The sequence below is a fragment of the Xanthomonas campestris pv. campestris str. ATCC 33913 genome, assembly GCF_000007145.1.
Lineage (GTDB): Bacteria > Pseudomonadota > Gammaproteobacteria > Xanthomonadales > Xanthomonadaceae > Xanthomonas > Xanthomonas campestris.
The window spans coordinates 116,611-142,698 of the sequence record NC_003902.1 but is presented as its reverse complement, the minus strand read 5'-3'; the positions used below and the strand labels follow the sequence as shown (position 1 = coordinate 142,698).

Sequence of the window (26,088 nt, the reverse complement as noted above, 5' to 3'; positions counted from 1 at the left end):
GCGCGCGGACATGCAACGGCGCGGCACTGAATGCGCTGGCTGGCGTGACGGCCAGTGCGTGCATCGGACTACGCGCGCTTCCACACGCTGCTGTATGGAAGCGCATCGGTCGGCAGCGCTGCGCACGCAACCGGTGCCTGTGCCGCAGGTGCAACGCCGCCCGCCGATACCGAGGCAGCGCGCCTTCACCTCAGCGCGTGGGCGCCCGCAATGCACCTTCACAGCACACCTTGGCGTGACCCCAGACGCCGCGCGGCGAACAGAGACCATGGTCGAATTTCGGCACCAGTGGCTGTGCTATGTTCCGGCCCTGCCGTGCCGTGCCTGTCCGCGCCCTATTGGCGATCGTCAAGGCCCCTTTCAGCTGTACGACCGGTAGTCAAGCGAATGTCCCTCCGAAGCGAGCGCGTCACGCAGCTGGGCTCTGTCCCGCGGTTCCGCCTTGGGCCATTGCTGGTCGAGCCGGAGCGGCTCATGCTGATTGGCGACGGCGAACGCATCACGCTGGAGCCGCGCATGATGGAGGTGCTGGTGGCGCTGGCCGAGCGTGCCGGCGAGGTGATCAGCGCCGAGCAATTGCTGATCGATGTCTGGCACGGCAGCTTTTATGGCGACAACCCGGTGCACAAGACCATCGCCCAGCTGCGCCGCAAGCTGGGCGACGACAGCCGCCAGCCACGCTTCATCGAAACCATCCGCAAACGTGGTTACCGGCTGCTGCCGAAGGTGATCTTTCCCGAGGATTACCGCGGTGCGTTGCCGGGCATGGGTGCGTGGGGGCACGGCAGCCCGTACGTGGGCCTGCGCGCGTTCGACCCGGACCATGCGGAGGTGTTCTTCGGCCGCAGCCACGCCATTGCGCAGGTGCTTGCCGCGGTGCGCGCGCAGTTGCAGAGCCAGCGCGCGCTGGTGCTGCTCAGCGGGGCCAGCGGCTGCGGCAAGACCTCGTTGCTGCGCGCCGGTGTGGTGCCGTTGCTGGCGCAGCCCGGCGGGCTGGATGGCCTGCAGGCGGTGGCGGTGGCGTATTGCAGCCTGGCGGCGTGCCGCGGCGGCGATGTGGCCGACACGCTGACGCGTGCATTGGCCGAGTGGGCAGCGGACGGGCGCGCGGTGTTTTCTGCCGCGCAGATGGCCACCTGCACGCAGTGGCTGACGCAGCCGGCGGCGTTGCATGCGGCCATTGCCGAGGCGATGCGCCACGCCGCCCCCGCCCGCGAGACCGTGCAGACCCACCGCCATCTGTTGCTGGTGATCGACCATGCCGAAGCACTGGTGGCCACACCCGGCATCACCGCGCAGGACCGTGCTGCGTGCACGGCGTTGCTGCAGGCGCTCTGCAGCAGCGCGCACGTGGCGGTGCTGATGGCGACCCGCAGCGATTTCTATCCACGGCTGATCGAAGCGGTGCCGGAGCTGGTGGAGCTCAAACGTGGCGATGGCCATGTGGATCTGCTGCCGCCACGCGACGGCGAGATCGGCCAGATCATCCGCGTGCCTGCGGCGATGGCCGGGCTGCGTTTCGAAGAAGACCACGACAGCGCCAGCCGCCTGGACGATGTGCTGCGCGACGCCACCGCGCGCCAACCCGATGCACTGCCGCTGCTGCAGCATCTGCTGCAGGCGCTGCACGAACGCCGCAGCGACGATGGCCTGCTCACCTTCGCCGCGTATCGCGCACTGGGTGGACTGGAAGGCGCACTGGCGCACCATGCAGAACAGACCTTCCGCGCCCTGCCCGCACCTGCGCAGGCGGCCCTGGGCGACGTACTCACCCAGGTGAGCGTGATCCACCCCGACAGCGCAGCAGTCACCGCGCGGCGGGCGGTGTGGTCGGCATTGCCCGATGCCAGTGGCGCGCGCGCACTGGTGGATGCCTTCGTGCAGGCGCGCCTGTTCGTCAGCGAACTGGTTGCCGGCGAGCCGGGCTTTGCGGTGGCGCACGAAGCCCTGCTGCGGCAATGGCCGCGCGCCAGCGAATGGATCCATGAAAACCGCCGCCTGCTGCAGGCACGCAAGCGCCTGCAACTGGCCGCGCAACGCTGGGCCAGCGAGGGCCGCCGTGACGATCACCTGCTCAACAGCGGCCGCCCCCTGAGCGAGGCACGCGAAGCGGCGCGGCGCATGCCGCAGGACCTGGACGCGCTGGACCTGGCGTTCCTGCACGCCTGCGAGCGCGCGCACCGGCAACGGCGCGGGCTGTATGCCGCGGCCGCGGCCTTGCTGGTGGTGCTGGCCAGCGCGTCGCTGCTGCTGGGCTGGCAGGCGCGCCAGGCGCAGCAAGTGGCCGAACAACGCCGCGACGAAGCGCAACAACTGGTGGGCTACATGCTGGGCGATCTGGCCGAGCAGTTGCGCACCGTGGGCAATCTCAAACTGCTCGACAGCGTGGGCACGCGCGCACTGCGGTATCTGGAAGAACTGCCCAATGCCAGCATGCAGGCCGGCGATCTGATCAACCACGCCCGCGCCCTGCGCACCACCGGCGAAGTACTGATGAATCAGGGCAAGCTGGACCAGGCGCATGCGGCCTTCACCCGCGCCGCAGCCACCGCCGCGCAGGCACGTACGCTTGCCCCGGATGTCTTGGAGGCGCATGCGGAAACCGGCCAGGCGGCGTATTGGCTTGGCGCCATGGCCTACCGCAACAAGCAGTTCCCGTTGGCGCGCAGGCACTGGGCGCAGTATCTGGCCGCGAGCGAATGGCTGGTGCGCGCCAAGCCGGACGATCCGCGCTGGCAGCTGGAGTTGTCGTACGCACTCAACAACCTGGCGATGCTGGCGACCACGCAAGGCAATGCCCCAACGGCAATTGGTTTTTTTGCGCGCGACATCGCACTCAAGCGCGTGCTGGTAGCGCGCACACCGGACAACGCATCGCTGCGTTATGAATTGATCGACAGCCTCTCGGGGCTGAGCCTTGCGCAGGAAAACCAGGGCCTGCTGGCGCCGGCCGAGCAGGGCTATCGCGAGCAACTCGCCATGCTGCGGGTGCTGGTGGATAAAGACCCGGATGCACATGCGTGGCGGCGGCGTCTGGCCGGCTCGTTGATTCGCACGTCCAACCTGGCGCTGGCGCGTGGCCACTTGGTGCAGGCGCAGCAAGATGCGCGAGAGAGTCTGCGTCTGCTGCAGCCGTTGGCGGCGCTGCAGCCGGACAATGTGGCGTGGCGGCGCGACCTGGCGCACGCCTATGCGCAGGCCGGTTGGGTGGCCGCGCTGGATGGGCACGCAGGGGACGCCGCGCAGCAGCTGGCGCGTGCGCAGCAGACCATGGCCGAGCTGCTGCAACAGGCGCAGCCACTACCGGAGTGGCAATGGCTGGATGCGGTCATCGCGCTGCGCATGCAGGCCGCGCGCGCACCACCGCTGGCGCAGGACTTCGCCCCGATCGTGGCCCGGCTGGAAACCCTGCACCGCGCAAAACCCGATGAAGTGGTCGGTATTTCAGCGCTGGCCCAGGCGCTGGTCTGGCACGGCGAACAACGCGCCGCCGCCAGCGATGACACCGGTGCGCGCACGGCGTGGCAACGCGCGCTGGCGGTGCTCGGCAAGGACGCGGGCAACAGCCGCGACAAGAATTTGCTTGACCCCTGGATCCGCGCGCACGTGCATCTGGGGCAACGCACCGCCGTTACGCAACAGCTCGGATGGCTGTACCAAGCGGGCTACCGCCACCCGGGGTTCGTCTCCCTCTATGCCCCGCTTTTCAAAGGACAGGACAAGTCATGACGGAACAAAAGGAAATGCACACGGAGCTCTCCGTTGCTTACGTCGATTTTGGCGGTAATACCGGGAAAGGCAAATACATCTATCGCTTTGAGCCCGACCTGATGCTTCTCGAGCCATTAGCGAGAAACGTGACGATCAAATATGCCTTCGACAAGGCTGTGCCTTTCAACTTTCGCATCAGAAACCTGATCAGCTCGGACTCGCAGAACCAGATCAGTCAGATCAAGTACGACGGCGATGGCCGCTGGGTCTCTTTCGTCAATGCCAATGACCGGGCCACACTGATCTTCTTCACCGTCATCGTCGAAGACATGCAGCGCGAGACGCGTTTCAGCTGCGACCCGCAGGTCGGGAACGACCCGCAAATCTCCCCGCAGTAAGGCATGGCCGCACCTGTCTGGCGGCCGGCCGCTGGACAGGTGTTTGCGTTGCCGCCGATGGCGCGTCACAGGTGGATGAGATGTACCGACTGAGCGCGTGATGCTGCAACGGCGCGTTGTCGGGGTGTTCGCTGGACCATGCCCGCAAGACGGGCGCATCGCTCGGACAGATCCCACGCTGCCCGATATTCAGGGCGCTGCCAGCACTTTCAGATCGCCCCTGCGCGCACCCATGCGTGCGGCTGCAACCGTACGCCCGGCTCGGGCTCGTTGCTGAAAGCCACGTTGATCTGGCCGCGGATGGCCAGCCCGCCCGGTACCCCGCCGTGGCCGTTCCAAGGCGGACAGCGGCGGTGGCGCGCGCAGGCCATTGAGCCCACGGCGATCGCCGGGCTGGCGCAAGGCCGGGGCGCCGCCGCCCCCGGTGCCACCGCGCAGGGGGTGATCAGCACCTTGAGGTCGCGCTCGCTTCGAGGCAGCGTATGCAGCGCAGCGCGTGCCCAGGCACCGGGGAGTTCGGGCTGGGTGGGTGCCGCCCAGGCGCTGGTGGAGAGCAGGACGATCAACACGATGAGGTATCGGACCAGGCGCATGACGGACTCCGCAGCGGACCGGAGCGCGATGCTTCCCCGAGCGGCTCTCATCGCCGAGGACGGCCTTCGTGCTTGGCCCGGCACCGGCGTGTCCCTGGCGGACCACGCCCGCCAGGGAGCACGGTTCAGTTCACGATTTTCTTGCAGTCCTTCAGGGTGCTGGTTGCGTTCTTCAGCGCGATTGCATGCCCCGGCTGGCCGGCCTTGATCTTGGTGATCAGCGTGGCCATCGCGTTCTTGCCCGGCTGATTCCAGTTCTTGTAGCTCGGCCCTCTCTTGAAGGCGTCCAGGTCCTTGAGCGTGCTGTCGAACGCGCCGTTGATCAATGTGCGCCGGTCCACGCAACTCTGCCATGCCGCCAGACGCAGGCGGTTGGCGGCATTACCGGCCGCCTTCTGGCATGCCAGCGCGTCGCAGGCGGTCGGGTCATGCAGGCCTGCATTTTGGTCCACGCAGGTGCTGCGCTTGGTGTCGTACGGGATCAGCTGGCAGCCTTCCTGCTTGGAACGTGCAATCACATCGGTTTCGGAAACGTCGGTGCCCTTGAACAGCGCCTGTGGCGGCGCAGAGGGCGCGGCCCGCGGGACGGGCGTGCTGCATGCCGCGAACAGCATCGACAGCGTCAGCAAGACAAACTTATGGAACAAGCGCATGGCGGTAGTCCTGGTCGGAGACCGGAGCGCGCAATGCGGTCTCCGGGCGGCGCGTGGGCCGCAGCGCCACCCTGCCGGCAACCGGCCGCGCGGACCTGACGGACAGCTTACGGTTGCGGCCGACGCGTCCCGCCACCTGTATTGCACATCTGCACCAGGCGACCCCGCCAGCGCCATGCAGCGAAAAAATCCCAAGCGCTTCATAGGCTTGCAGTCCGGCAGGTTGCGGTAAGGCAACGCCGAGGCGCGGCGCGGCAGGGTGGGCTGTGTCCGGCTCCGTGCCGACCGGACGCCACCGCCGCGATGTCGGCGGCCCCAGGCACCTGCCGCAGCAATCGCTGCGGTCCACCGAGACGCACCCATGCTCACCCATACCAACAATGCTTCCGACACCCCGACCGCCGAGGCGCACGATTCCCCGGTGTCGCTGTTCCGCCAGACCGCCGCGCAGCGTCGCCAGGCCGATGCCGCCGCGCTGCAGGCCGCCGACTACGACCAGAAGCCCTGGGGCCTGCTGTACCGCGCGCTGACCGATGCCATCGGGGCCACCCCGGATACGTTCCAGATGGTCTATCCGTTCACGACCTGGGCTTGGCCGATGCAGCAGGCGGGCTTCATCGGCACCGCACAGTACGACTTCTGCTCCACGTCGCCGCAATGGAGCGCGGTCGGCGCCTTCGTGTCCAGCGGCGATCGCCTCAACCAGGCCTACCAGGAATTCCTCAACGTGATCCCGGCCGCGACCGACGACGCCTCACTGCGGCAGAAGATCAAAGCGGCCGACGACGCGCTGACCGCCGCCAGCAACGGCTACACCATCGCCTACAACCAGGCGCGCTCGGTGTATCAGGACGATGTCACCGACAACGACCCGACCTTCACCAAATGGCTGGGTTCGCCGGCCGGCGCCGGTTGGCAGAACAAGATCAGCACCATGCAGGTCAAGATGGACCAGGCGCAGCTCACCTACAACGCGCTGGTCGTGCAGGCCAACACGCCGGGCCTGGGCGAGGCTCAGAAGCAGATGGCCAATGAGAACTTCTACGCCAAGCTCAACGATCCGGCGCTGTCCAAGTTCCCGCTGGTGCCTAACTGGTCGGTGGCACAAAGCGCCAGCGAGTGGATTGATGCGGTGCAGGCCGGCCAGGGCCCGGCGGGCGCCACCATGGGCTTCACCAACCGCGATGCGGCCTACGACTACAGCAAGACCTGGGCCGGCGGTTCGGCCAAGATTCGCCAGCTGTTCTGGGAAGTCCGAGTCGCCGGCAAGTGGCAGCGCATCGACGAGTTCGAGACCGACAACGAACTCGACGTTTCGGTGGAGTTCGAAGCGCTGGACCTGATCCAGATCCAGCCCAGCGACTGGTACAACGGCCCGTTCGTGCGCAGCAAGCGCAACGGCCCGTTCGTAAAGGGCTATAGCGCGTTCGGCGAGGACGGCACCCAGGCCGTGTTTGGCGAGAAGGGCTTCTTCGGTCTCCTCAAGACCGGTATGTACGTGGGCTACAAGCCGACCTTCACCATCACCACCAGCAAGTCGTCCTTCAGCAAGTTCTCCGAGATGTTCAAGGTCTCGACCGGGCTGCGCATCGGCCCGTTCACCTTCGAAGCCGAAGGCGGCAGCGAAAAGGCCGGTTGGAGCCTGAGCGAATCAGGGCAAAGCTTCACCGGCACCACGACATCCGAGCAGCCGCTGATCGTCGGGATCGCAATTTCCAAGCTGCCGCAGGAGTAAGCGCTGGCGGGCCGGCACGCCTGCAAGGGCGCACCGGCCCGCTGTCGGTACTCGCGGATCGCTGCAGCTGCGGCGCCGCGATTTAGAGCAGCTATCAAAACTACTGCGCAGCCGCCAGGCGGGCTCGGCCGGTGCTCGGAATCGGCATGTACCCCCGTACACTCCGGTTCCTCCGCGCCGTCCGCACCCACCTGACGGCTGCTCGCTACGTTTTGTTAGCCGCTCTTATAGTCTCGGTCGCGCTGCGGGTATGGAATGGCAGCAGCGCCGCCCTCAAATCACCCGCAACGTAATCGCCTTCAGCACCGCGCGGGTGCGGTCGCGGGTGCCGAGCTTGTCCAGGATGGTGGAGACATAGTTCTTCACCGTGCCTTCGGCCAGAAACAGGGTGCGGGCAATTTCCTTGTTGGAGTAGCCGCCGGCGAGCAGGCGCAGGATCGCCACCTCGCGTTCGTTGAAGGTCTCGCGCGGGGCCTGCTGGTCGCGGAACTGGTAGCGGGCGCGTACCGGGTCGGTGCTGACCGGCTGCAGCAGGGTCTCGCCGGCGGCCACGCGGGCGATGGCTTCGTGCAGGTCGTCCGGCGCGGCGTCCTTGAGCAGGAACCCCTGCGCGCCGGCCTCGCAGGCACGCAGCAGCAGCTCGCTGTCGTCGAAGGTGGTGAGCAGCAGCACGGGGGTACGGTCGCCGCGCGCGCGCAATTGTTCCAGCGCGGCAATGCCGTCCAGGCCGGGCATGCGGATGTCGCTGAGCACCACGTCCACGTTGTGCGTGGCCAGCGCATCGAGCAGGGCCTGGCCGTCGTCGGCCTCGCAGACCACGGTGATGCCCTGCTGCTGCAACAGCGCGCGCAAGGCCGCACGCACCAGCACCTGGTCATCGGCCAGGGCGATCCGGAGCGCGCTCATGCCGGCAGCCTGGCGGTGAGGTGCAGGCCGCCGTGGGCGGCGCGGCGCAGGTCGAGCTGCCCACTCAGGGCGGCCAGGCGTTCGCGCATGCCGGCAATGCCGTTGCCTTCGTGGATCTGCTCGGCGCAGCGGCCATCGTCCTGGATGTCCACACACAACGCGCCGGCGTCGCAGCGCACCGCCACGGTCACCGTGTCGGCATCGCCGTGGCGGGCGGCGTTGGTCAGCGCTTCCTGCACCAGCCGCACCAGCGCTTCGGCCACCTGCGGGTCGCTCACGCGCACCTGCGCATCGATCTGCAGCCGCAATGCCGGCCGCGGGAACGGCGCGGCCAGCGCGTGCAATGCGGTGTGTAGATCCAGCCCGGCATCGTCGCGCAAGGACTGCACCACGCTGCGGATATCGCCCAGCAGCTCGCCGGACAACTGCTCCAGCATGCGCAGGTCCTCGCGCGGGGCCAGCGCCGGTTCGGCCCGCAGCAGGCGCAGGTGGATGCGCATGGCGGTGAGTTTGTGGCCGGCCACATCGTGCAGCTCGCGGGCCAGGCGCAGCCGCTCGGCGTCGCGGGCGCTGTCGGCCAGCAGCGCGCGGGTGGCCAGCAGATCGGCATTGACGTAGACCAGCGCATCGCGGGCGCGCTCGGCGCTGCGCGCATAGTTGGCGGTGAGCGCGGCAAACGCCTGGAAGCTGGTGTAGATGGCCACCATCAGGAAGGGACGCGGCACACCCGCCAGCACGAACACCGCGTACATGGCCGCGTTCAATACCAGCATCAGCGCCAGCACCTGCGGCGGCGGCCAGCGCATGGCCGCCTGCGCGGCCACCAGCACCAGCAGCACCGGCGAGGTGCCGGTGCGTGGTTCCAGCCAGATCAGTGCCACCGCCAGCAGGGCCTGCAGCAGCAGCGCCGCATGCTGTGGCAGCGGCCGTGGCGGCAGCAACGCGCGAAACAGGAACAGGGCGGTGAAGCCGATCACCGTGGCCCAGCGCCACAGCCCGTGCGGCGCAAGATCCTGGCCGAACGACAGGGCGACCGCGGCGATGGTGAACACGCCGGCCAGGTTCAGGGGTTTGAGCAGATCACGCAGGAGAGTTGTCATGCGGCGATGCTGACCGCCGCACCCGCCAACAGCAATGGCGGCGATGCAGAAAGTGACTTCCGGCAGGTGGGATCGATGACCTGCGGCCACTGTGGCCGGTGCCGCGCCTGGGCAGACTGGGGTCACTGGCCGAGTGACGGTTCTGCCAGGTGATGCAGGCCCCTGGAAACACGCTGCAGGGCACCCGCAGCACCGGCCTTGCAGATGCGGCCCTTCTCCACCATGCACACCGTCGCCCTGGCACATCGCTCCTCACCACCGCCCTCATTCCTGGAGTCACCCATGTCTGCATCTCACCTGCTCACCGCGCTCAGCCTGCTTTGGGTGGGCTACGAACTCTGGTTGCGCCGGCAACGTCGCGCCCCTGATGGCGGGGCGCACGACCAAGGCACGCTGGGCCAGTTGTGGCGGGTGTTGTCGCTGTCGATCGCGGTGGCGGTGGGGCTGGCCTTCGCCGGCATCAGCCACTGGCCGCCGGCCTGGCAGGAGCCGCTGCGCTGGGGTGCCTGTGCACTGATCGCCGGCGGCCTGGGGCTGCGGGTGTGGGCGATCCAGGTGCTGGCGCGCTGGTTCACGGTGGATGTCACCATCCAGGCCGACCACCAGCTGGTGCGGAGCGGCCCATACCGCTGGTTGCGCCACCCCTCCTACACCGGCGCGTTGCTGTGCTTCTACGGGATGGCGCTGGGCATGGGCAATGCGCTGTCGCTGCTGGTGATCGTGCTGCCGGTGACCTGGGTCTTCCTGCGCCGCATCCGCGTGGAAGAAGCCGCGCTGCGCCGCGCCTTCCCCACCCGCTACGCCGACTACGCCACCCAGAGCTGGCGCCTGCTGCCACTGGTGTGGTGAACACGTGCGTGGTCACAGCGGGATCCCCGTGTGGCTACGCTTCGTTGGGATGGACAGCGATTCGGTGTGCATGGCGCCTGCGGTGCCGCCGCTATGCTGTGGCACCGCCGCAGGAGCGGCGTGATAGCGAAGATGCCGTGATTCGGCCGCGGCTGCGCATCCGGGCACATCCGCGGCGGCCGCCTGCATCGCTGTACACCCACGTGTGCGCGTTGGCCGCGACGGTTCGCGCCACGGGCGATCGTCTTACACTCTGAGGCTGCCCCCGCCGCTCCCCGCCTTCGATGATCATTTCTGCCGCTTCCGATTACCGCGCCGCCGCCGAAGCCCGCTTGCCGCCGTTCCTGTTCCACTACATTGATGGCGGCGCGTATGCCGAGCACACCTTGCGGCGCAATGTCTCGGACCTGGCGGATATCGCGTTGCGTCAGCGCGTGCTGCGCAATATGTCCGATCTCAGCCTGAGCACCGAGCTGTTCGGCGAGACGCTGGCGATGCCGGTGGCGCTGGCACCGGTGGGGCTCACCGGCATGTACGCACGCCGCGGCGAAGTGCAGGCCGCGCGTGCAGCCGCTGCGCGCGGCATTCCGTTCACGCTGTCCACGGTGTCGGTGTGCCCGATCGAGGAAGTGGCACCAGCGATCGACCGCCCGATGTGGTTCCAGCTGTATGTGCTCAAGGACCGCGGCTTCATGCGCAACGCGCTGGAGCGCGCCAAGACCGCCGGGGTGACCACGCTGGTGTTCACGGTGGACATGCCCACGCCCGGCGCGCGCTACCGCGATGCGCACTCGGGCATGAGCGGGCCTAACGCGTCGCTGCGGCGCATGCTGCAGGCGATGACGCACCCGCGCTGGGCGTGGGACGTGGGCCTGCTCGGCAAACCGCATGACCTGGGCAACATCTCCACCTACCGCGGCAGCCCCACCGGATTGCAGGATTACATCGGCTGGCTGGCGGCCAATTTCGACCCCTCCATCTCGTGGAAGGACCTGGAATGGATCCGCGAGTTCTGGACCGGGCCGATGGTGATCAAGGGCATCCTCGACCCGGAGGACGCACGCGACGCGGTGCGCTTCGGCGCCGACGGCATCGTGGTGTCCAACCATGGCGGGCGCCAGCTCGATGGCGTGCTGTCCAGCGCGCGCGCATTGCCGGCGATTGCCGATGCAGTGAAGGGCGAGCTGAAGATCCTGGCCGACTCGGGCATTCGCAGTGGGTTAGATGTGGTGCGCATGCTGGCGCTGGGTGCCGATGCCGTATTGCTCGGCCGCGCGTTCGTCTACGCACTGGCCGCCGGCGGCCAGGCCGGCGTGGAAAACCTGCTGACCCTGATCGAGCGCGAGATGCGCGTGGCGATGATCCTCACCGGCACGCATTCGGTGGCCGAGATCAGCGGCGACGCGTTGAGCCGGGTAACGCGCGAGGCGGCGGTTGTGCCTTGAGGCTGGAAATTGGGGATTGGGGATTGGGGATTGGGAATCGGGAATCGGGAATCGGGAATCGGGAATCGGGAATCGGGAATCGGGAATCGTTAGAGCATCGCGCGCGCACGGTTTTCGATGTCCTGGGCTTGCTGCTGTTGGTTGAGCTAGCAACAGACATGGTTACCTCACAGCAACCAACTCTGCGCCTTTCGTAGGAGCGCGCTTGCGCGCGCGATGGAGCGTTACCGGGAAAGCCTCATCGCGCGCAAGCGCGCTCCTACGTGGCCTGCGATGCCGCCGCGCGCACCTGATTGCATTGAAGACATGGAACCTAATCCAAGCCGGCACATCCGTTGTGTCTGGTCTGACCCCACCTCTCCGGACACGACAGCTGTCGTAGGAGCGCGCTTGCGCGCGATCGGGCATCACCGGGAAAGCCTCATCGCGCGCAAGCGCGCTCCTACGTGGCTTGATGCCCGGATGAACCCCAGATTGCATCGAGGTCTACGGCGCACAGGGCCGAGCCGACGCATCTTGGTGCGTGGTCTGATGCCGCGGCACTCCCGCAGCCGTCGGCAGTCGTAGGAGCGCGCTTGCGCGCGATGGGGCATTCCCGGGAAGGCTTCATCGCGCGCAAGCGCGCTCCTACGTGGCTTGATGCCCGGATGAACCCCAGATTGCATCGAGGTCTACGGCGCACAGGGCCGAGCCGACAAATCTTGGTGCCTGGTCTGATGTCCCGGCATTCCCGCAGCCGTCGGCAGTCGTAGGAGCGCGCTTGCGCGCGATGGGGCATTCCCGGGAAGGCCTCATCGCGCGCGAGCGCGCTCCTACGTGGCTTGATGCCCGGATGAACCCCAGATTGCATCGAGGTCTACGGCGCACAGGCCGAGCCGACAAATCTTGGTGCCTGGTCTGATGTCCCGGCATTCCCGCAGCCGTCGGCCGTCGTAGGAGCGCGCTTGCGCGCGATGGAGCGTTACCGGGAAGGCCTCATCGCGCGCGAGCGCGCTCCTACGTGGCTTGATGCCCGAATGAACCACATATTGCATCGAGGTCTACGGCGCATAGGCCGAGCCGACGAATCTTGGTGCGTGGTCTGATGCCGCGGCACTCCCGCAGCCGTCGGCCGTCGTAGGAGCGCGCTTGCGCGCGATGAGGCATTCCCGTGACAGCTTCATCGCGCGCGAGCGCGCTCCTACGTGAGAGGTGCTGCCCTCAGCTATTCCGATCATATCTAGCGCACGCCACCGGCAAAGTGCCGCAGGCCCATCATGCATGATCTGCACCTGGCACCTAGCCGGACAAAATCTGCACCTGGCACCTAGCCAGGCAACACCTGCTTCAACGCCAGCACATCCGCCCAGGGATCATTGCGCTGACGCTTTGCGCGCTGCACGGCCTTGTCCAGCGGGAATGCATCCGGGCCGCTGAGTTTGCCCAGTTCTTCCCAGCGTAGCGGCACCGCCACGGTGGCGTGCTCGCGCGCGCGTAGCGACCACGAGCACACGCTGGTATTGCCGCGCCCGTTGCGCAGCCAGTCGACAAAGATCACGCCGTGACGCTTGGCCTTGCTCATGGTGGCCACATAGCGCTCCGGGGCCTGAGTGGCCAAGGCCTGTGCGAAGGCTTCGCAGAAATCGCGTGCCTGGTCCCAGCTGGCCTGCGGCACGATCGGCACCACCACGTGCAGTCCCTTGCCACCCGACAGGCGCACGGCGCTTTCGAGCCCGGCCGCACGCAACTTGCTGCGGATCTCGCGTGCGGCGGCTACCACCTGCGTCCAGGCCACGCCTTCGCCCGGATCCAGGTCGAACACCAGCCGGTCGGGGTGCTCGGGGTCATCCACCCGCGCGCCCCAGGGATGCAGCTCCAGGGTGTTCATCTGCACCAATTCCAGCAGCCCGGCCACATCCTCGATGTACAGATAATCTTCGGTGCCGCTCTTCTGCTTCAGCGGGATCGCCTTGATGTGCGCGCCAAGATGGCGGCCTTCGTGCTTCTGGAAAAAGCACGCACCTGCAGCGCCATCGGGGCAGCGCAACAACGACAACGGCCGGCGCGCGATCTCCGGCAACACCAGCGGTGCCACCGCGCGGTAATACGCGGCCACATCGCCCTTGCTGATGCCGGCGGCAGGGAACACCACGCGCTCAGGATGGGTAATGGCAACGCCGTCTGGCGCGTTGGAGGCCGATGCCCTCGCTTTCCGTATGGATGACGCTGCCGTTGCTGTCGAGGTTTTCCTTGCCGATGACGTAGCTGGTGTGCGTGCCGTTTTGGACGATGCGGCCTTGCTCGGCGCGGCCGGCTTGCCGGACGCTGCGGACCCGCTGGAAACGCTGCGCTTGCCCGACTTCGGAGTAGACGATGCGCTGGCGGTAGACACCGCACCTCGTTTGGCCGCACGCGGCGAGGCAGTGCCCGTGGCCGCTGCGGACGACTTGCCCGGCTTTCCTGGCTTGGCAGCGGAACTGGCGGCCGGTGTCACACGTTGTTTGGCGACACGCGACGGTGTGCTGACATCCGCTGCAGTGGACGACTTGCCCGCCTTGCCCGGCTTCGCAGCCGAACCGCCAGCCGATACCGCCGCAGTGCGCGTCGCTGCAGCACGTGATGCCTTGCCCGCAGCAGCTGCAGCCGTCCGCGTGCGTGCTCCCCGCGACTTGCCCGGTGTGGCGCGGTCGCCGCCCAGATCGCTCATTGGTTTGTCCTCGCGTAAACGCTTGAAGGCCGCCTGCCGCAGCAGGCCCTGCTTGGCCCAGCCACGGAACGCCACCTCGGCGATCAACACCGGGCGCACCCAGTGCACATCGCGCGGCCGGCTGGGTATGTGCGCGGGTAATTCCAGCGTGGGCTGCGGGCTGTGCAATGCCTGCAATTGCGCGGTGATCTCGCCGAGCAGCGCACTATCGAAACCGGTCCCAACCCGGCCCACGTAGCGCAGCTGCGTGCCGTCGAGCTGTGCCAGCAACAGGGCGCCAAAGCCGCTGCGCGCGCCCTTGGGGTCGGTGTAGCCCACCACCACGAACTCGTCGCTGTCTTCGTGCTTGGTCTTGACCCAATCGGCGCTGCGCCCGCCACGGTACGGCGCGTCCGCGCGTTTGCTGACGATGCCTTCCCAGCCTTTGTCGGCACTGGCGGCAAACACCTCCGGTCCGCGGCCGATTACATGCGCGCTATAGGCCAGCGTGCCCGGCGTTTCGCCGAGCAACGCACGCAACAACTGCTTGCGCTCCAGCAGTGGGGTGGCGCGCAGATCCACGCCAGCAACGCCGAGCAGATCGAACACCAGGTAGCGCAACGGCTGGCGCGCAGTGCCGTCGATGGCACGTTGCAGCGCGGAGAAATCGCTGCGGCCTTGCGCATCGAGTACCACCAGTTCGCCATCCAGGCGCGCATCGCGCACCGGCAACGCCTGCACGGCCGTGGCAACTTCCGGAAAGCTGTCCGTCCAGGCCTGATCGTTGCGCGAGCGCAGTTGCGCCCGGCCATCGACCAGATCGGTCAACAACCGGTAGCCGTCCCACTTGATCTCGTGCGGCCACTGCGCACCATCCGGCGCCTCAGCGCGCAGCAACGTCAGCTGCGCGCGCAAGCCGGTAGGGCAGGCCGCATCGCGCGCGCCCGGCAAGGCCAGTGCGCGCGTGCGCCAGTGGGCCTGTGTGGCTGCGGAAGCACGCGGGCGGCTGGCGGATGCGGATTTTTCTGTCACCAACGCCTCGGCCGGCGTGCGTCGACGACGGCTGGCCTTGGCACGGCGCGCCGGTGCGGCTGCAGCCGATGGAGTCTCAATCGCCTGCGCTGTGGCATCGGAATCGGCTACCAACGCATCGGCGTCCAGATCGGCGGCATGGGCATCGTCGCGCTTGATCAATAACCACTGCGGCTGGCGTCCACGCAAGCGTGTGCGTACCAGTGCAAAGCCACCGCGCAGCTTGTCGCCCTGCAGGTCAAAGTCCAGCTTGCCGGCATCCAGCGCCGCCAACGCGTCGCCATCGCAGTGCCAGGTGCCGTGGTCGAATACCTGCACGTGCCCCGCCCCGTACTGCCCTTGCGGGATGTCGCCTTCGAAGCCCGCGTACGCAAGCGGGTGATCCTCCACCTGCACCGCCAGGCGTTTTTCGCCAGCACGCAGCGACGGGCCCTTGGGCACCGCCCAACTCTTGAGCACGCCATCGGCTTCCAGGCGAAAATCGTAATGGCGCGAGCTGGCGTGATGCAGTTGCACCACGAAGATCGGCTGCCGATGCGCTGTCGCCGCGGCGTCCTCGGCCGGCTCCGGGGTCTGGTCGAAGCGGCGCTTGCGAGTGTAGTCGCGCAACGACATCGGCGCTTACCCGGCCTTGCGCCGCGGCGCCGCCTTCTTGGTGGCTTTCGTGGCGGTTTTCTTGGTCGCTTTCTTTGCCGCCTTCTTGGTGGCGGTTTTCTTGGCCGGCGCCGTGTCAGCCGCGGCCGTGGTTTTCTTTGCCGGGGTACGCGTGTTGGCTTGCAGGCTCTTTTGCAACAACGACATGAAGTCCACCACGTTGGTGGTGGCGTCTTCGTGCGGGGCCGGTTCGTCGTCCACCTGCGTGGTGCCGCCCTTGGCCTGGATGCGCTTGCGCAGGATCTGCTCGAGCTTGCCGCGAAACTCGTCGTGGTAATCCTCCGGCTGCCACCTGCCGGACATCGACTCGATCAGCTGCTTGGCCATCTCCTGCTCCTTGGCGGTGATGCGGTACTCGCTCACCGCCCCGGACGGCAGCTTGAAATCTTCCGGGTCCACCACTTCCTGCTGATAGCGCAGCAGCAGCAGGATCAACGCATCGCCCTGCGGCATCACGGCGGCCAGGTATTCGCGGGTGCGGATCACCACCTTGGCAATGCCCACCTTGCCGGTATCGCGCATGGTCTCGCGCAGCAGCACATAGCCTTTTTCGGCCTTCTTGCCGGGCACCAGGATGTAGGGCTTTTCGAAGTAGCGCGGGTCGATGTCGGCGGCATCGACAAAGGTCTCGACTTCCACCGTCTCGTGACTTTCCGGCGCTGCGGAGCGGATGTCCTGCTCCTCGACGATCACATAGCTGCCCTTGTCGTACTCGAAGGCCTTGACGATCTCCTTCCACGGCACTTCGTCGCCGGTGTCGGCGTTGACGCGCTCGAAGCGGATGGGCTTCTTGTCGCGCGAATCGAGCATGCGGAAATGCAGGTCCACCTTGCGCTCGCCCGACATCAGCGACACCGGCACGTTGAGCAGGCCAAACGACAGCGTTCCGGTCCAGATCGGTCGTGCCATCAGTGCGCCACTCCGTGCACGGCCGCATCGGGAATATGGTCCAGCGCCAGCCAAGCGTCCTCGACCACATCGCGGGCATGCGGCCAGTCCAACCGCGAATCGCCACGCATGCTTTCCCACTGTGCGGCCAGTGCCTGCTCGCATTGCAGATCTGCACCGCGTGGCCAGTCGGCAGCGTGGGTGACGCGGGCGAATGCATACGCAGGAGAGAGATCGCGCCAGGTGGGCCCGCCGCGCCGGCGACGGCGCTGGAAATCGGCCACGCTGTAACAGTGGAAATCCTGCGCAACACCTACCGCATCGCTCTGCGGCGTACGGCACTTGCGCTCGGTTGGTGCCGGCGCAGCGTGCGCGCTGAACAGGCGACGATCGGGGCGACGGTCCAGGGGGCGCATGGCGGACTCCACGTGCTGGCGTTTGGGGGAGCACAGCAGTAACGCGGGCGCCGTGAGCCATGCGTGAGAAATTCGCTTGCAAACTGCGATTTGCGTCGCCTTCACCGCCGAGGCGGTGAACTGCGTACCCGACATCTGCTGGAGACCTACCATGTCCCGTGACCCCCTGCGCGAACAACCAACGCACCCCGGCGAACAGCACGGCAAGCGTGACGCCGAACATTACGAAGACCGTGGCGCTGGCGATGCCCCCGAGACCGTCATTCCCGCCGACGACGATACGCCCGCCAAGACGCCCGGCACTGCGCCGTAAGCGGCGCGCGTTGGACTGCATGCGGCATGTTGCAGGCGCCGGGAGGCTGCGGCGGGAAGGCTTCATCGCGCGCAAGCGCGCTCCTACCAGGGCGTGGTAATTGCGCCAAGGTGTCGTGAGCGCGAGCGCTAGGTGTTTGAGGCTTTTAGCGCATTCAGAACTGGATGCGCTGTGCCTTGGGAATTTCTCGGAAAACTGTGGCGAGTGATCCGGGCGCGCGGTTGATCTTGGCCCTGCGCGCTGTTTGGTATTCAGCCAACAAGCGAGGTCGTTACACGTCTGCCAACCCCCGCGCAGGGTTACACCCGCTTGGCCAGCTGCAGCTGCGCGAATTCGTCGTCGCTAAACAGGCGCGAGCGCACCAAAAAACGCACGCCCTCGCCGTTTTCCAGCGAAAACATCCCGCCGCGCCCGGGCACCACATCGATGATCAGCTGCGTGTGCTTCCAGTATTCGAACTGCGGCGCGCTGATATAAAACGGCGCACCACCGATCTCGCCAAGCAGCACATCACGGTCGCCCACAATGAAGTCGCCCACCGGGAAGCACATCGGCGACGACCCATCGCAGCAGCCGCCAGATTGATGGAACAGCACGTCACCGTGACGCGCACGCAAGGTGTCGATTAGCTGCAGTGCGGGTAGGGTCGCCATGACCTGCAGCGGTAACGTGACCTCGGTTGTGTTGTGCACTATCTCTCTCCGTTGCTCGCTCAGCAGCTCTGCACACTGGCAAGCAGTCTGCTCGAACTTGCTGACGCGTCGCCGTGAAGGCGTTTGTCTGCATCAATGCCCTTCGCGGCAAGCGCACCGCGGCATGCGGCAGGATGGACCTACCACATGCCGCTCGCCTTGCATCAGAAGAACCCCAGCGCCTTCGGCGAATAGCTCACCAGCAGGTTCTTGGTCTGCTGGTAATGGTCGAGCATCATCTTGTGGTTTTCGCGGCCGATGCCCGACTGCTTGTAGCCACCGAACGCGGCATGCGCGGGATAGGCGTGGTAGCAGTTGGTCCACACGCGGCCGGCCTGGATCGCGCGGCCCATGCGGTACAGGCGCGAGGCATCGCGGCTCCACACGCCGGCGCCCAATCCGTACAAGGTGTCGTTGGCGATCGCCAGGGCTTCGGCCTCGTCCTTGAAGGTGGTCACCGACACCACCGGGCCGAAGATTTCTTCCTGAAACACGCGCATCTTGTTGTGGCCCTTGAACACGGTCGGCTTGACATAGAAACCATCCGATAGCTCCCCGTCGAGCATGTTGCGCTCGCCACCGATCAGGATTTCGGCGCCCTCCTGCTTGCCTATGTCGATGTAGGACAGAATCTTCTCCAGCTGCTCGCTGGAAGCCTGCGCGCCGACCATGGTGTTGGGATCCAGCGGGTTGCCCTGCTTGATCGCGGCCACGCGCTTGAGCGCCTTTTCCATGAATGTGTCGTAGATCGATTCCTGGATCAGCGCGCGCGACGGGCAGGTGCAGACCTCGCCCTGGTTGAAGGCAAACAGCACGAAACCTTCCACTGCCTTGTCGAGAAAGTCATCGTCTTCGGCCATGACATCGGCAAAGAAGATGTTGGGCGATTTGCCGCCCAGCTCCAGCGTCACCGGGATCAGGTTCTGGCTGGCGTACTGCATGATCAGCCGGCCGGTGGTGGTTTCGCCAGTGAAGGCGATCTTGGCGATGCGCGGATTGCTGGCCAGCGGCTTGCCTGCCTCAAGCCCGAAGCCGTTCACTACGTTGAGCACGCCGGGCGGCAGGAGATCGCCGATCACCTCCATCAGCACCAGGATCGAGGCCGGGGTCTGCTCGGCCGGCTTCATCACCACGCAGTTGCCGGCGGCCAGGGCGGGCGCGAGTTTCCAGCAGGCCATCAGCAGCGGGAAATTCCACGGGATGATTTGCCCGACCACGCCGAGCGGCTCGTGGAAATGATAGGCAATGGTGTCGCTGTCGATCTCGGAGATGCCGCCTTCCTGCGCGCGGATGGCACCGGCGAAATAGCGGAAGTGGTCCACGCATAGCGGCACGTCCGCATTGAGCGTTTCGCGTACCGGTTTGCCGTTGTCCCAGGTCTCGGCGTAGGCCAGCAATTCCAGGTTCTGCTCGATACGGTCGGCGATCTTGAGCAGCACGTTGGAGCGATCGGTGGTGGAGGTCTTGCCCCACGCCTCCTTGGCCGCGTGCGCGGCGTCCAATGCGGCTTCGATATCTGGCGCGGTAGAGCGCGCGATCGAAGTGAACACCTTGCCAGTGATCGGCGTGGTGTTGTCGAAATACTGACCACCCTGCGGCGCCACCCACGCCCCGCCGATGAAGTTGTCGTAGCGTGGTTTGAAGATGGATTGCGGGTCGGTGTTGAGGGACTTGGCGGAAGGAAGTGCATTCATCGGAGTCTCCTGCAGGCGGCGAATCCGCACGTGTATACCCAAGCGCCATTTGCACGCAATGGTGCGCGCGACGCTGTTGCATTGCGTCATCGCTGCGCAGTTGTCGTAGTGCGCATCGAGCTGCAATTGCGCTGCAGCGCGTCATTGCCGAACGCCCCCGTGCAATCTTCAGCCGGCGTGAAATCCACGCCGGTGCGTGCGCGGGCGTGTCTGGCTCATGCGCGACTCAACCCTGCGATGCGGCGCCAGGCAGTGCAGCCATCGCGGCCGTGCAGTCCGGCACGCGCTCCAGTTCCGAGGCCTGCAGCTGCCAGCCGGCCTGCGCTGACGTTGCGTCCCAGCGATAGGTCCAGTGCAGGCGTGTGTCGCCGGCACAACTGTCGATACTCACTGCATCGCCCGTCTGCCCCCGCTCCGGGAATGCCACATCGGTCCTGGTCAGCAGTGCCCGGCGTGCAGGGTCGGACGCGTGCATGACGTAGCTGGTGCGCACCTGGCCCAACGCGGCGGCCGTCGCTGGTGGCCGCATCTTTGCAGGCTGCTCAAGCAACCAGCGATGCACCTGCGACACGGCCGGGCTATCGGCGGGAAACGTGCGGATCACCCGCAGTTGCGCCTGTTCAGTGGCAGGTGCAGCTGCAACCGCTTGCGCGCCGGTGGCACACAGGGCTGCAAAGAAAACCAAGATCATCGAACGCATCACATGCTCCGTGCGGTGTGCTTGGCCGCAGCTTAGCATCACGATTCCGGCGGGCACTATGGCGTTATCGCTCCACAGATCCAGATGCCATTGCCGGTGGTGTGGAGCTCACCCATGTCGCGAGCTGCTCACGTGGCTCGACCAGCAACATGCCGTCATCTTGCTCAGCCATCGCATACGGCATGCCCACGCCCGGGACCATGAACACCCTCTTGCGGGACGGTGTGACCTGCGTGCCGAAGACGTTCTCTCACCGCAACGCACGTTTTGTGCGCCGAACAGTTGCGCGGTAACCGCGTTGCCGCGCCGCGCGCGGAACGCGTGCGGTGGACTGTAGTGCATGCGCCCTGCCTGCCGACAGCCGTGACTATGCCGAACCTGCCGCACGCCAGGCGTGCACCGCTGCGGTCACGCGCGCGCCATGCACCGAGGAGATGTCACGCGCGGCAAAATCCCGCGGGCACTGCTGTACCTGCGCTGCAAGCTGCAGGCAAGCGGCGTGACCATGCGCTACTACGGTGTCACGCTCACCGGCATCCAACGCCAGCAAGATCGAGAAGCCCGTTGCAGACATGTTGCAGTTCACGTCCAGCCAATACCCATCATCTGCATCACGCAGCAGAAACCAGTCGGCCGGTGCGTGGTCTACGACGATCATGCGGGCCTCTCGTGTATGCAGGCGATAGCAGTCAGTGGGGAGGAGCGCGCTTGCGCGCGATGCGGTGTTGTCTGGTGCATCTGCATGCGTGCCAAGCCGCGCCAATCAAGTGCCCGGTGACGCTCTAAGGCGGCGCTCTACACACTTGAGACATTTAGCACATGAAGCAGAAGCGCGCGCGTGGCCAGGCGTCATGGGAATGCCCCATCGCGCGCGCGCGCGCTCCTACGAGGCAGTGTGCAGTCGGGCGCGTGCTTCATGGCGAGCGCCCGTCAGCTGCCAAAATCCCACTGCAGGCCTACGGTGTAAGTGCGGTCCGGGCCGGGTTCGTAATAGCGGCCGTTGCCGTCGTTGACGATCACCGAGCCTACATACGCGCGGTCCAGCGCGTTGTCGATGCGGGCGAAGGTACGCAGCGCGCCGTGGGCGGTGGTCCAGCGCCGTGAGGCTTCCAGGTTCACCAGCGCGTAGCCGGCGGCGCGCTCGGTGGCTAGGTCGTTGACCACGGTGGCATCGGAGACCACCGATTCGGCGGCGAACTGCCACTGCAACGGCTGCCATTGCCAGCGTGCGAACAGCTGCTGCCGCGGCACGCCTGGCAGCCGCGCGCCGCTGGCCACCGGTGCGGTGGGCGTGGCGCAGCCGCTACTGGCGCAGGTGAGGTAGCCGTCGCGCACGGTGGCGTCGACGAAGGTGTAGGCCAGTTGCACCTGCTGGGTCTGGCCGATTGGCTGCTGCCAGCTCAGCTCCGCGCCCTGGCGCCGGGTGGCGCCGATGTTGCGGAAGGTGCTGCGGCCGTTGGTGTTGCTGGCCACTGCCAGTTCGTCGTCGGTGTCGGCGCGGAACAGCGCCAGTTCCAGCGCCGCACCGCTTTGCGAGCGCCACTTGGTGCCCACTTCGACGTTGCGGCTTTTCGCCGCGCCCAGGTCCAGCGCCAGGCCGGCGCCGCCGTCGCTGCGGTAGCCCAGTTCGTTGAAGGTGGGCGTTTCGAACCCGCGTCCCACCGAGGCATACACCCGCAGATCGTCGCTGGCGCGGAACACGATGCCGGCCACCGGCGTGGTGGCCGAATAATCGCGCTGGCCGCTGTCGTCCGGGTTCCGCCCGACGATGTAGTTGTCGTCCGAACGGAAGCGCACCGCGCTGTGGCGCACGCCCAGCAGCGCCGACCAGCGGTTGCTCCACTGCCACCAGGCCTGCGCGAACTGGTCCACGTTCTCGACCTGATCGCGCTGGTTGCGGCGCAGCGCGCCCTTCACCCCGAGCGTGGTGCCGACGAAGTTTTCGTAACCGGTGCGGTGCTGGCGCTGGCGGTCGACGTTGGCCCCCACGGTGAGCTGCAGCGGCCGCCCCAGCGCCTGGCCTTGCCAGGCCCAGCGCACGTCGGCGCCTTCGTAATTGCTGTCCAGGTCGATCACCCCGCCCGAGTGCAGCGGATTGCGCTGCACCGCCACCGGAATCGCCAGGAACTGCTCCACGCTGCGCTGGCCGCCGTAGGCCATCAGGCGCAGCGTCTGGGTATCGAATTGCTGGGTGAAAATCGCTCCGGCCTGCGACTGCCGCACCGACTTGCGGGTGTTGAACTGCGTGGCCACGGCGGTGGCCTGGCGCGGGTCGGCGGTAACCTGTGCGCGGGTCAGGCCCAACGGGTCCTGCGCGTCCGGGGCATCCAGATAGTTGAGCACAAGGTCCAGCCGGCTGCCGGGCGCCAGGTCGAAGCCGAGCTTGGCGTTGACCGACTCACGCTTGGCGCGGCTGTGGTCGCGAAAGCCATCGGTTTCGAAGTGGTTCGCGGCCAGGTTGTAGTGCACCGCACCCTGCTGGCCGAGCAACTGCGCCCCGGTATTGACGGTGGCATTGCTGCCGTAGGTGGCACGCAGCCGCCATGGGTCGCCGGGCTTGCCGTCGGCGCTCCACAGCTGCAGCACGCCGCCGGAGGAGTTGCCGTACAGCGCCGAGAACGGCCCGCGCAGCACTTCCACCCGCTGCGCGCCCAGTACATTGAAGTGCGAGAGCTGGCCCTGGCCGTCGGGCATGCTGGCCGGGATGCCGTCCACCAGCAGGCGCACGCCGCGCACGCCGAAGGTGGAGCGCGCACCGAAGCCGCGGATCGACAGCTGGGTGTCCTGCGCGTAGTTCTGGCGGTCGCGCGCCACCAGCCCGGGAATGCCGTCCAGTAGTTCGGATACCTGCGCGCCGCGGCGGTTGTCGTCGTCGGCCACCACCACCGTGAACGAGGCCGGCAGGTCGAAGTCGTCCACGCCGTGCACGCGTGCGGCATCCACCTGCACGGCGGGCAACGCGGCAATCGGCGGGGCCGCGTCGGCGGCCAGGGCGAGCGACGACGCGCTCGCTACGAACAGGCCGCACGCGGCGGCCAACAGGGTCAGTCTGGGCATGGCGCTAGTGTCCCTCATCCGTACTGTGGCCGCATCGTTTCGTACGGAACGAAGCATGCTACCCCGCGCCGTGCCCTGTTAGGATGAGGCGGTTTGGCCGTGCCGCGGCCCGACGCCCGGCAGTATCCCCACCTTCCGTCCTCCAGCGAGTCATGCCGTGTCCTTCTTTGCAAATGTAGAACAGGTTCCAGGCGACCCCATCCTGGGCCTGACCGAGGCCTACAACGCCGACAGCCGCCCCAACAAGGTCAATCTGGGTGTTGGCATCTATTACGACGAAAACGGGCGCATCCCGCTGTTGCGTGCCGTGCAGAAGATCGAGCAGCAGCTCGCGCTGGATGCCAAACCGCGCGGCTACCTGCCCATCGACGGCCTGGCCGCCTACGACAAGGCCACCCAGGAGCTGCTGTTCGGCGCCGAGTCGGCGCTGGTGGCCTCCGGCCGCGTGGCGACCTCGCAGACCGTTGGCGGCAGCGGTGCGCTGCGCGTGGGCGCGGACCTGCTCAAGAAGCTGCTGCCCACCTCCACCATCGCCATCAGCAACCCCAGCTGGGAAAACCACCGCGCGGTGTTCGGCGCGGCCGGCTTCGAGGTGGTGGATTACACCTATTTCGATGCCGCCAGCCACGGGCTGAACTTCGACGGCATGCTGGCCGACCTGGCCAAGCTGGAGCCGGGCACGGTGGTGCTGCTGCATGCCTGCTGCCACAACCCCACCGGTGCCGACCTCAGCCGCGAGCAGTGGAAGCAGCTGGCCGGCCTGTTGAAAGAACGCAACCTGTTCCCGTTCGTGGACATCGCCTACCAGGGCTTCGACAAGGGCATCGAGGCCGATGCGTACGCGGTGCGCCTGCTGGCGGCCGAAGGCATCGACACCTACGTGGTGGCGAGCTCGTACTCCAAGTCGTTCTCGCTGTATGGCGAGCGCGTGGGCGCGCTGTCGGTGGTCTCGGCCACGGCCGCCGAAGCCAAGGCGGTGCAGTCGCAGGTCAAGCGCATCATCCGCACGATCTACTCCAGCCCGTCCACGCACGGCGCCGCCCTGGTGGCCGGCGTGCTGACCAGCCCGGAGCTGCGCGATGTGTGGGAGCAGGAACTCACCGAAATGCGCGAGCGCATCCACGCGTTGCGTGCCGGCCTGGTCGCCAAGCTGGCCGCGCTGGGCGCACCGGAGTTCGAGTTCATCCAGCGCCAGGCCGGCATGTTTTCGTACTCGGGCCTGACCAAGTCGCAGGTGGACCGCCTGCGTGACGAGTTCGCGATCTATGCGGTCGGCACCGGCCGCATCTGCGTGGCCGCGCTGAGCCAGCGCAATCTGGACTACGTGGCCCAGGCCGTGGCCACGGTCAGCCGCGGCTGATCCTGCGCCGCAGCTTGCGCGATGAAGAGCCGGGAGCGCTGACGCCTCCCGGCTTTTTTGTGGGCGACGCGCGCTGCGATAGGCGCGCAAAGATGCAAAGCGCGCAGCCGGTGATCGAAATCTAACGGCGCAATGGCGACAATGGCGGCCCACTTCCTGCACAGGCTGCCCGCTCCATGTCGCGTCCCTCGCTGACCCGCTTCCTGATCGAAGAGCAACACGCCGGCCGTATCGACCCGGAATTGCGCCAGCTGATCACCATCGTCTCGCGCGCCTGCAAGCGCATCTCCATCGCCGTCAGCAAGGGCGCCCTGGGCGGTGTGCTGGGCGATGCCGGCACCGGCAACGTGCAGGGCGAGGCGCAGAAGAAGCTCGACGTGCTGAGCAACGACATCCTGCTCGAAGCCAATGCCTGGGGCGGCCACCTCGCCGCGTGCGCATCGGAAGAGATGGACCACAGCCAGCCAGTGCCCGACCAATACCCCAGCGGCGATTTCCTGCTGCTGTTCGACCCGCTGGACGGCAGTTCCAACATCGACGTCAACGTCTCGGTCGGCACCATCTTCTCGGTGCTGCGCGCGCCCAAGGGCACCGAAAAGCCCGGCGACGAACACTTCCTGCAGCCGGGCACGCAACAGGTGGCCGCCGGCTATTGCATCTACGGCCCCAGCACCATGCTGGTACTCACGCTGGGCCACGGCACCCACGCGTTCACCCTGGAGCGTGAGGAAGGCAGCTTCCTGCTGACCCAGGCCGACATGCGCGTGCCCGAAGACACTGCCGAATTCGCCATCAACATGTCCAACCAGCGCCACTGGGAACCGGCCATGCAGGCCTATGTGGGCGACCTGCTGGCCGGCAAGGACGGCGCGCGCGGCAAGGATTTCAACATGCGCTGGATCGCCAGCATGGTGGCCGACGTGCACCGCATCCTGACCCGCGGCGGCATCTTCATCTACCCCTGGGACAAGAAGGACGCGGCCAAGCCCGGCAAGCTGCGCCTGATGTACGAAGCCAACCCGATGGGCATGCTGGTGGAACAGGCTGGCGGCGCCGCGACCACGGGGCGCGAGCGCATCCTGGATATTCAACCGACGCAACTGCATCAGCGCGTGCCGGTGTTTTTGGGCTCGAAGAATGAGGTGGCCGAGGCGACGCGGTATCACGTGGAGTTCGACAAGGCGCAGGGTTGAGATTTGGCCGCTGGGTTGCCCATAAATTAGACGG

Annotated in this window: 20 protein-coding genes and 1 other RNA gene; 9 read left to right on the top strand and 12 right to left on the bottom strand. The window is 66.7% G+C overall.

Annotated elements, in window-relative coordinates:
• Positions 1-387 precede the first annotated feature (387 nt).
• Entirely contained in the window at positions 388-3,729 is a 3,342-nt protein-coding gene (locus XCC_RS00600) for a winged helix-turn-helix domain-containing protein (RefSeq protein ID WP_011035372.1), read from the top strand.
• The gene (locus tag XCC_RS00595; protein WP_011035371.1) at positions 3,726-4,109 is read left to right on the top strand and encodes a hypothetical protein; all 384 of its coding nucleotides are present in this window, start codon (positions 3,726-3,728) and stop codon (positions 4,107-4,109) included. The genes XCC_RS00600 and XCC_RS00595 overlap by 4 nt, the downstream gene beginning before the upstream one ends.
• Before the next feature lie 209 nt (positions 4,110-4,318).
• Here XCC_RS00595 and XCC_RS00590 read toward each other — a convergent pair whose 3' ends face one another.
• Both XCC_RS00590 and XCC_RS00585 read right to left on the bottom strand, forming a co-directional pair.
• Positions 4,319-4,702 carry a hypothetical protein gene (locus XCC_RS00590; protein WP_019237083.1) on the bottom strand — a complete coding sequence of 128 codons (384 nt, stop codon included), beginning with the start codon at positions 4,700-4,702 and terminating at the stop codon, positions 4,319-4,321.
• Between the two features lie 125 nt (positions 4,703-4,827).
• Entirely contained in the window at positions 4,828-5,355 is a 528-nt protein-coding gene (locus tag XCC_RS00585) for a hypothetical protein (RefSeq protein ID WP_019237082.1), read from the bottom strand.
• A gap of 361 nt (positions 5,356-5,716) precedes the next feature.
• Between XCC_RS00585 and XCC_RS00580 the strand changes: the two genes are divergently transcribed.
• Both XCC_RS00580 and XCC_RS00575 read left to right on the top strand, forming a co-directional pair.
• A complete protein-coding gene (locus XCC_RS00580) occupies positions 5,717-7,090 on the top strand; it encodes a hypothetical protein (RefSeq protein WP_011035368.1) in 1,374 nt (457 codons plus the stop codon).
• 146 nt (positions 7,091-7,236) lie between these two features.
• A non-coding RNA gene (locus XCC_RS00575) (sX9 sRNA) lies at positions 7,237-7,311 on the top strand.
• A gap of 52 nt (positions 7,312-7,363) precedes the next feature.
• Here the strand turns inward: XCC_RS00575 and XCC_RS00570 are convergent.
• Together XCC_RS00570 and XCC_RS00565 are read right to left on the bottom strand one after the other, a co-directional pair.
• Positions 7,364-7,996, bottom strand: a complete 633-nt coding sequence (locus tag XCC_RS00570; RefSeq protein ID WP_011035367.1) for a response regulator transcription factor — start codon at positions 7,994-7,996, stop codon at positions 7,364-7,366.
• Positions 7,993-9,096 carry a sensor histidine kinase gene (locus tag XCC_RS00565; protein WP_019237081.1) on the bottom strand — a complete coding sequence of 368 codons (1,104 nt, stop codon included), beginning with the start codon at positions 9,094-9,096 and terminating at the stop codon, positions 7,993-7,995. Before XCC_RS00565 ends, XCC_RS00570 begins: the two co-directional genes overlap by 4 nt.
• 282 nt (positions 9,097-9,378) lie before the next feature.
• Between XCC_RS00565 and XCC_RS00560 the strand changes: the two genes are divergently transcribed.
• Positions 9,379-9,945, top strand: coding sequence for a methyltransferase family protein (locus XCC_RS00560; RefSeq protein WP_019237079.1), 567 nt, complete (start codon positions 9,379-9,381; stop codon positions 9,943-9,945).
• 284 nt (positions 9,946-10,229) lie between these two features.
• On the top strand, positions 10,230-11,390 hold the full coding sequence (gene lldD, locus XCC_RS00555; RefSeq protein WP_011035364.1) for an FMN-dependent L-lactate dehydrogenase LldD: 1,161 nt from the start codon (positions 10,230-10,232) through the stop codon (positions 11,388-11,390).
• Between the two features lie 1,306 nt (positions 11,391-12,696).
• Here lldD and ligD read toward each other — a convergent pair.
• From ligD to XCC_RS00540, 3 genes are read right to left on the bottom strand one after another with little or no spacing between them, the layout of a single operon-like run.
• A complete protein-coding gene (ligD, locus tag XCC_RS00550) occupies positions 12,697-15,702 on the bottom strand; it encodes a non-homologous end-joining DNA ligase (protein ID WP_011035363.1) in 3,006 nt (1,001 codons plus the stop codon).
• Positions 15,703-15,708: 6 nt separating this feature from the next.
• Complete coding sequence (locus XCC_RS00545) at positions 15,709-16,650, bottom strand: Ku protein (protein WP_011035362.1); 942 nt, start codon at positions 16,648-16,650, stop codon at positions 15,709-15,711.
• Positions 16,650-17,045, bottom strand: coding sequence for a hypothetical protein (locus XCC_RS00540; RefSeq protein WP_016944732.1), 396 nt, complete (start codon positions 17,043-17,045; stop codon positions 16,650-16,652). Before XCC_RS00540 ends, XCC_RS00545 begins: the two co-directional genes overlap by 1 nt.
• A 151-nt stretch (positions 17,046-17,196) precedes the next feature.
• On the opposite strand from XCC_RS00540, the gene XCC_RS22030 reads away from it, so the two are divergent.
• Entirely contained in the window at positions 17,197-17,358 is a 162-nt protein-coding gene (locus XCC_RS22030; RefSeq protein ID WP_011269456.1) for a hypothetical protein, read from the top strand.
• Positions 17,359-17,657: 299 nt separating this feature from the next.
• On the opposite strand, the gene XCC_RS00535 is transcribed toward XCC_RS22030, so the two are convergent.
• From XCC_RS00535 to XCC_RS00515, 5 genes are all read right to left on the bottom strand, one after another.
• A complete protein-coding gene (locus tag XCC_RS00535) occupies positions 17,658-18,011 on the bottom strand; it encodes a DUF779 domain-containing protein (RefSeq protein WP_043877681.1) in 354 nt (117 codons plus the stop codon).
• A gap of 203 nt (positions 18,012-18,214) precedes the next feature.
• On the bottom strand, positions 18,215-19,744 hold the full coding sequence (adh, locus tag XCC_RS00530; protein ID WP_011035359.1) for an aldehyde dehydrogenase: 1,530 nt from the start codon (positions 19,742-19,744) through the stop codon (positions 18,215-18,217).
• A gap of 226 nt (positions 19,745-19,970) precedes the next feature.
• Positions 19,971-20,444, bottom strand: coding sequence for a hypothetical protein (locus tag XCC_RS00525; RefSeq protein ID WP_016944730.1), 474 nt, complete (start codon positions 20,442-20,444; stop codon positions 19,971-19,973).
• Positions 20,445-20,811: 367 nt separating this feature from the next.
• Positions 20,812-21,102: a hypothetical protein gene (locus tag XCC_RS00520; protein WP_016944729.1), complete on the bottom strand. Its 291-nt coding sequence runs from the start codon at positions 21,100-21,102 to the stop codon at positions 20,812-20,814.
• Positions 21,103-21,374: 272 nt separating this feature from the next.
• Positions 21,375-23,501, bottom strand: a complete 2,127-nt coding sequence (locus XCC_RS00515) for a TonB-dependent receptor family protein (RefSeq protein WP_043877680.1) — start codon at positions 23,499-23,501, stop codon at positions 21,375-21,377.
• 157 nt (positions 23,502-23,658) lie between these two features.
• Here XCC_RS00515 and XCC_RS00510 point away from each other — a divergent pair, with 157 nt between their 5' ends.
• Positions 23,659-24,861, top strand: coding sequence for an aromatic amino acid transaminase (locus XCC_RS00510; protein WP_011035355.1), 1,203 nt, complete (start codon positions 23,659-23,661; stop codon positions 24,859-24,861).
• Positions 24,862-25,037: 176 nt separating this feature from the next.
• The gene (locus tag XCC_RS00505) at positions 25,038-26,054 is read left to right on the top strand and encodes a class 1 fructose-bisphosphatase (protein ID WP_011035354.1); all 1,017 of its coding nucleotides are present in this window, start codon (positions 25,038-25,040) and stop codon (positions 26,052-26,054) included.
• Positions 26,055-26,088: the final 34 nt, after the last annotated feature.

What these genes read in the sequence shown, in the direction of transcription:
- XCC_RS00515 (WP_043877680.1), bottom strand. Translation starts at nt 23,501, where the DNA reads ATGCCCAGACTGACCCTGTTGGCCGCCGCGTGCGGCCTGTTCGTAGCG.
- XCC_RS00570 (WP_011035367.1), bottom strand. Translation starts at nt 7,996, where the DNA reads ATGAGCGCGCTCCGGATCGCCCTGGCCGATGACCAGGTGCTGGTGCGT.
- XCC_RS00565 (WP_019237081.1), bottom strand. Translation starts at nt 9,096, where the DNA reads ATGACAACTCTCCTGCGTGATCTGCTCAAACCCCTGAACCTGGCCGGC.
- XCC_RS00520 (WP_016944729.1), bottom strand. Translation starts at nt 21,102, where the DNA reads ATGATCGTCGTAGACCACGCACCGGCCGACTGGTTTCTGCTGCGTGAT.
- XCC_RS00525 (WP_016944730.1), bottom strand. Translation starts at nt 20,444, where the DNA reads ATGCGTTCGATGATCTTGGTTTTCTTTGCAGCCCTGTGTGCCACCGGC.
- XCC_RS00535 (WP_043877681.1), bottom strand. Translation starts at nt 18,011, where the DNA reads ATGGCGACCCTACCCGCACTGCAGCTAATCGACACCTTGCGTGCGCGT.
- XCC_RS00600 (WP_011035372.1), top strand. Translation starts at nt 388, where the DNA reads ATGTCCCTCCGAAGCGAGCGCGTCACGCAGCTGGGCTCTGTCCCGCGG.
- XCC_RS00590 (WP_019237083.1), bottom strand. Translation starts at nt 4,702, where the DNA reads ATGCGCCTGGTCCGATACCTCATCGTGTTGATCGTCCTGCTCTCCACC.
- lldD (WP_011035364.1), top strand. Translation starts at nt 10,230, where the DNA reads ATGATCATTTCTGCCGCTTCCGATTACCGCGCCGCCGCCGAAGCCCGC.
- XCC_RS00560 (WP_019237079.1), top strand. Translation starts at nt 9,379, where the DNA reads ATGTCTGCATCTCACCTGCTCACCGCGCTCAGCCTGCTTTGGGTGGGC.
- XCC_RS00595 (WP_011035371.1), top strand. Translation starts at nt 3,726, where the DNA reads ATGACGGAACAAAAGGAAATGCACACGGAGCTCTCCGTTGCTTACGTC.
- XCC_RS22030 (WP_011269456.1), top strand. Translation starts at nt 17,197, where the DNA reads ATGTCCCGTGACCCCCTGCGCGAACAACCAACGCACCCCGGCGAACAG.
- XCC_RS00505 (WP_011035354.1), top strand. Translation starts at nt 25,038, where the DNA reads ATGTCGCGTCCCTCGCTGACCCGCTTCCTGATCGAAGAGCAACACGCC.
- XCC_RS00585 (WP_019237082.1), bottom strand. Translation starts at nt 5,355, where the DNA reads ATGCGCTTGTTCCATAAGTTTGTCTTGCTGACGCTGTCGATGCTGTTC.
- ligD (WP_011035363.1), bottom strand. Translation starts at nt 15,702, where the DNA reads ATGTCGTTGCGCGACTACACTCGCAAGCGCCGCTTCGACCAGACCCCG.
- XCC_RS00540 (WP_016944732.1), bottom strand. Translation starts at nt 17,045, where the DNA reads ATGCGCCCCCTGGACCGTCGCCCCGATCGTCGCCTGTTCAGCGCGCAC.
- adh (WP_011035359.1), bottom strand. Translation starts at nt 19,744, where the DNA reads ATGAATGCACTTCCTTCCGCCAAGTCCCTCAACACCGACCCGCAATCC.
- XCC_RS00545 (WP_011035362.1), bottom strand. Translation starts at nt 16,650, where the DNA reads ATGGCACGACCGATCTGGACCGGAACGCTGTCGTTTGGCCTGCTCAAC.
- XCC_RS00580 (WP_011035368.1), top strand. Translation starts at nt 5,717, where the DNA reads ATGCTCACCCATACCAACAATGCTTCCGACACCCCGACCGCCGAGGCG.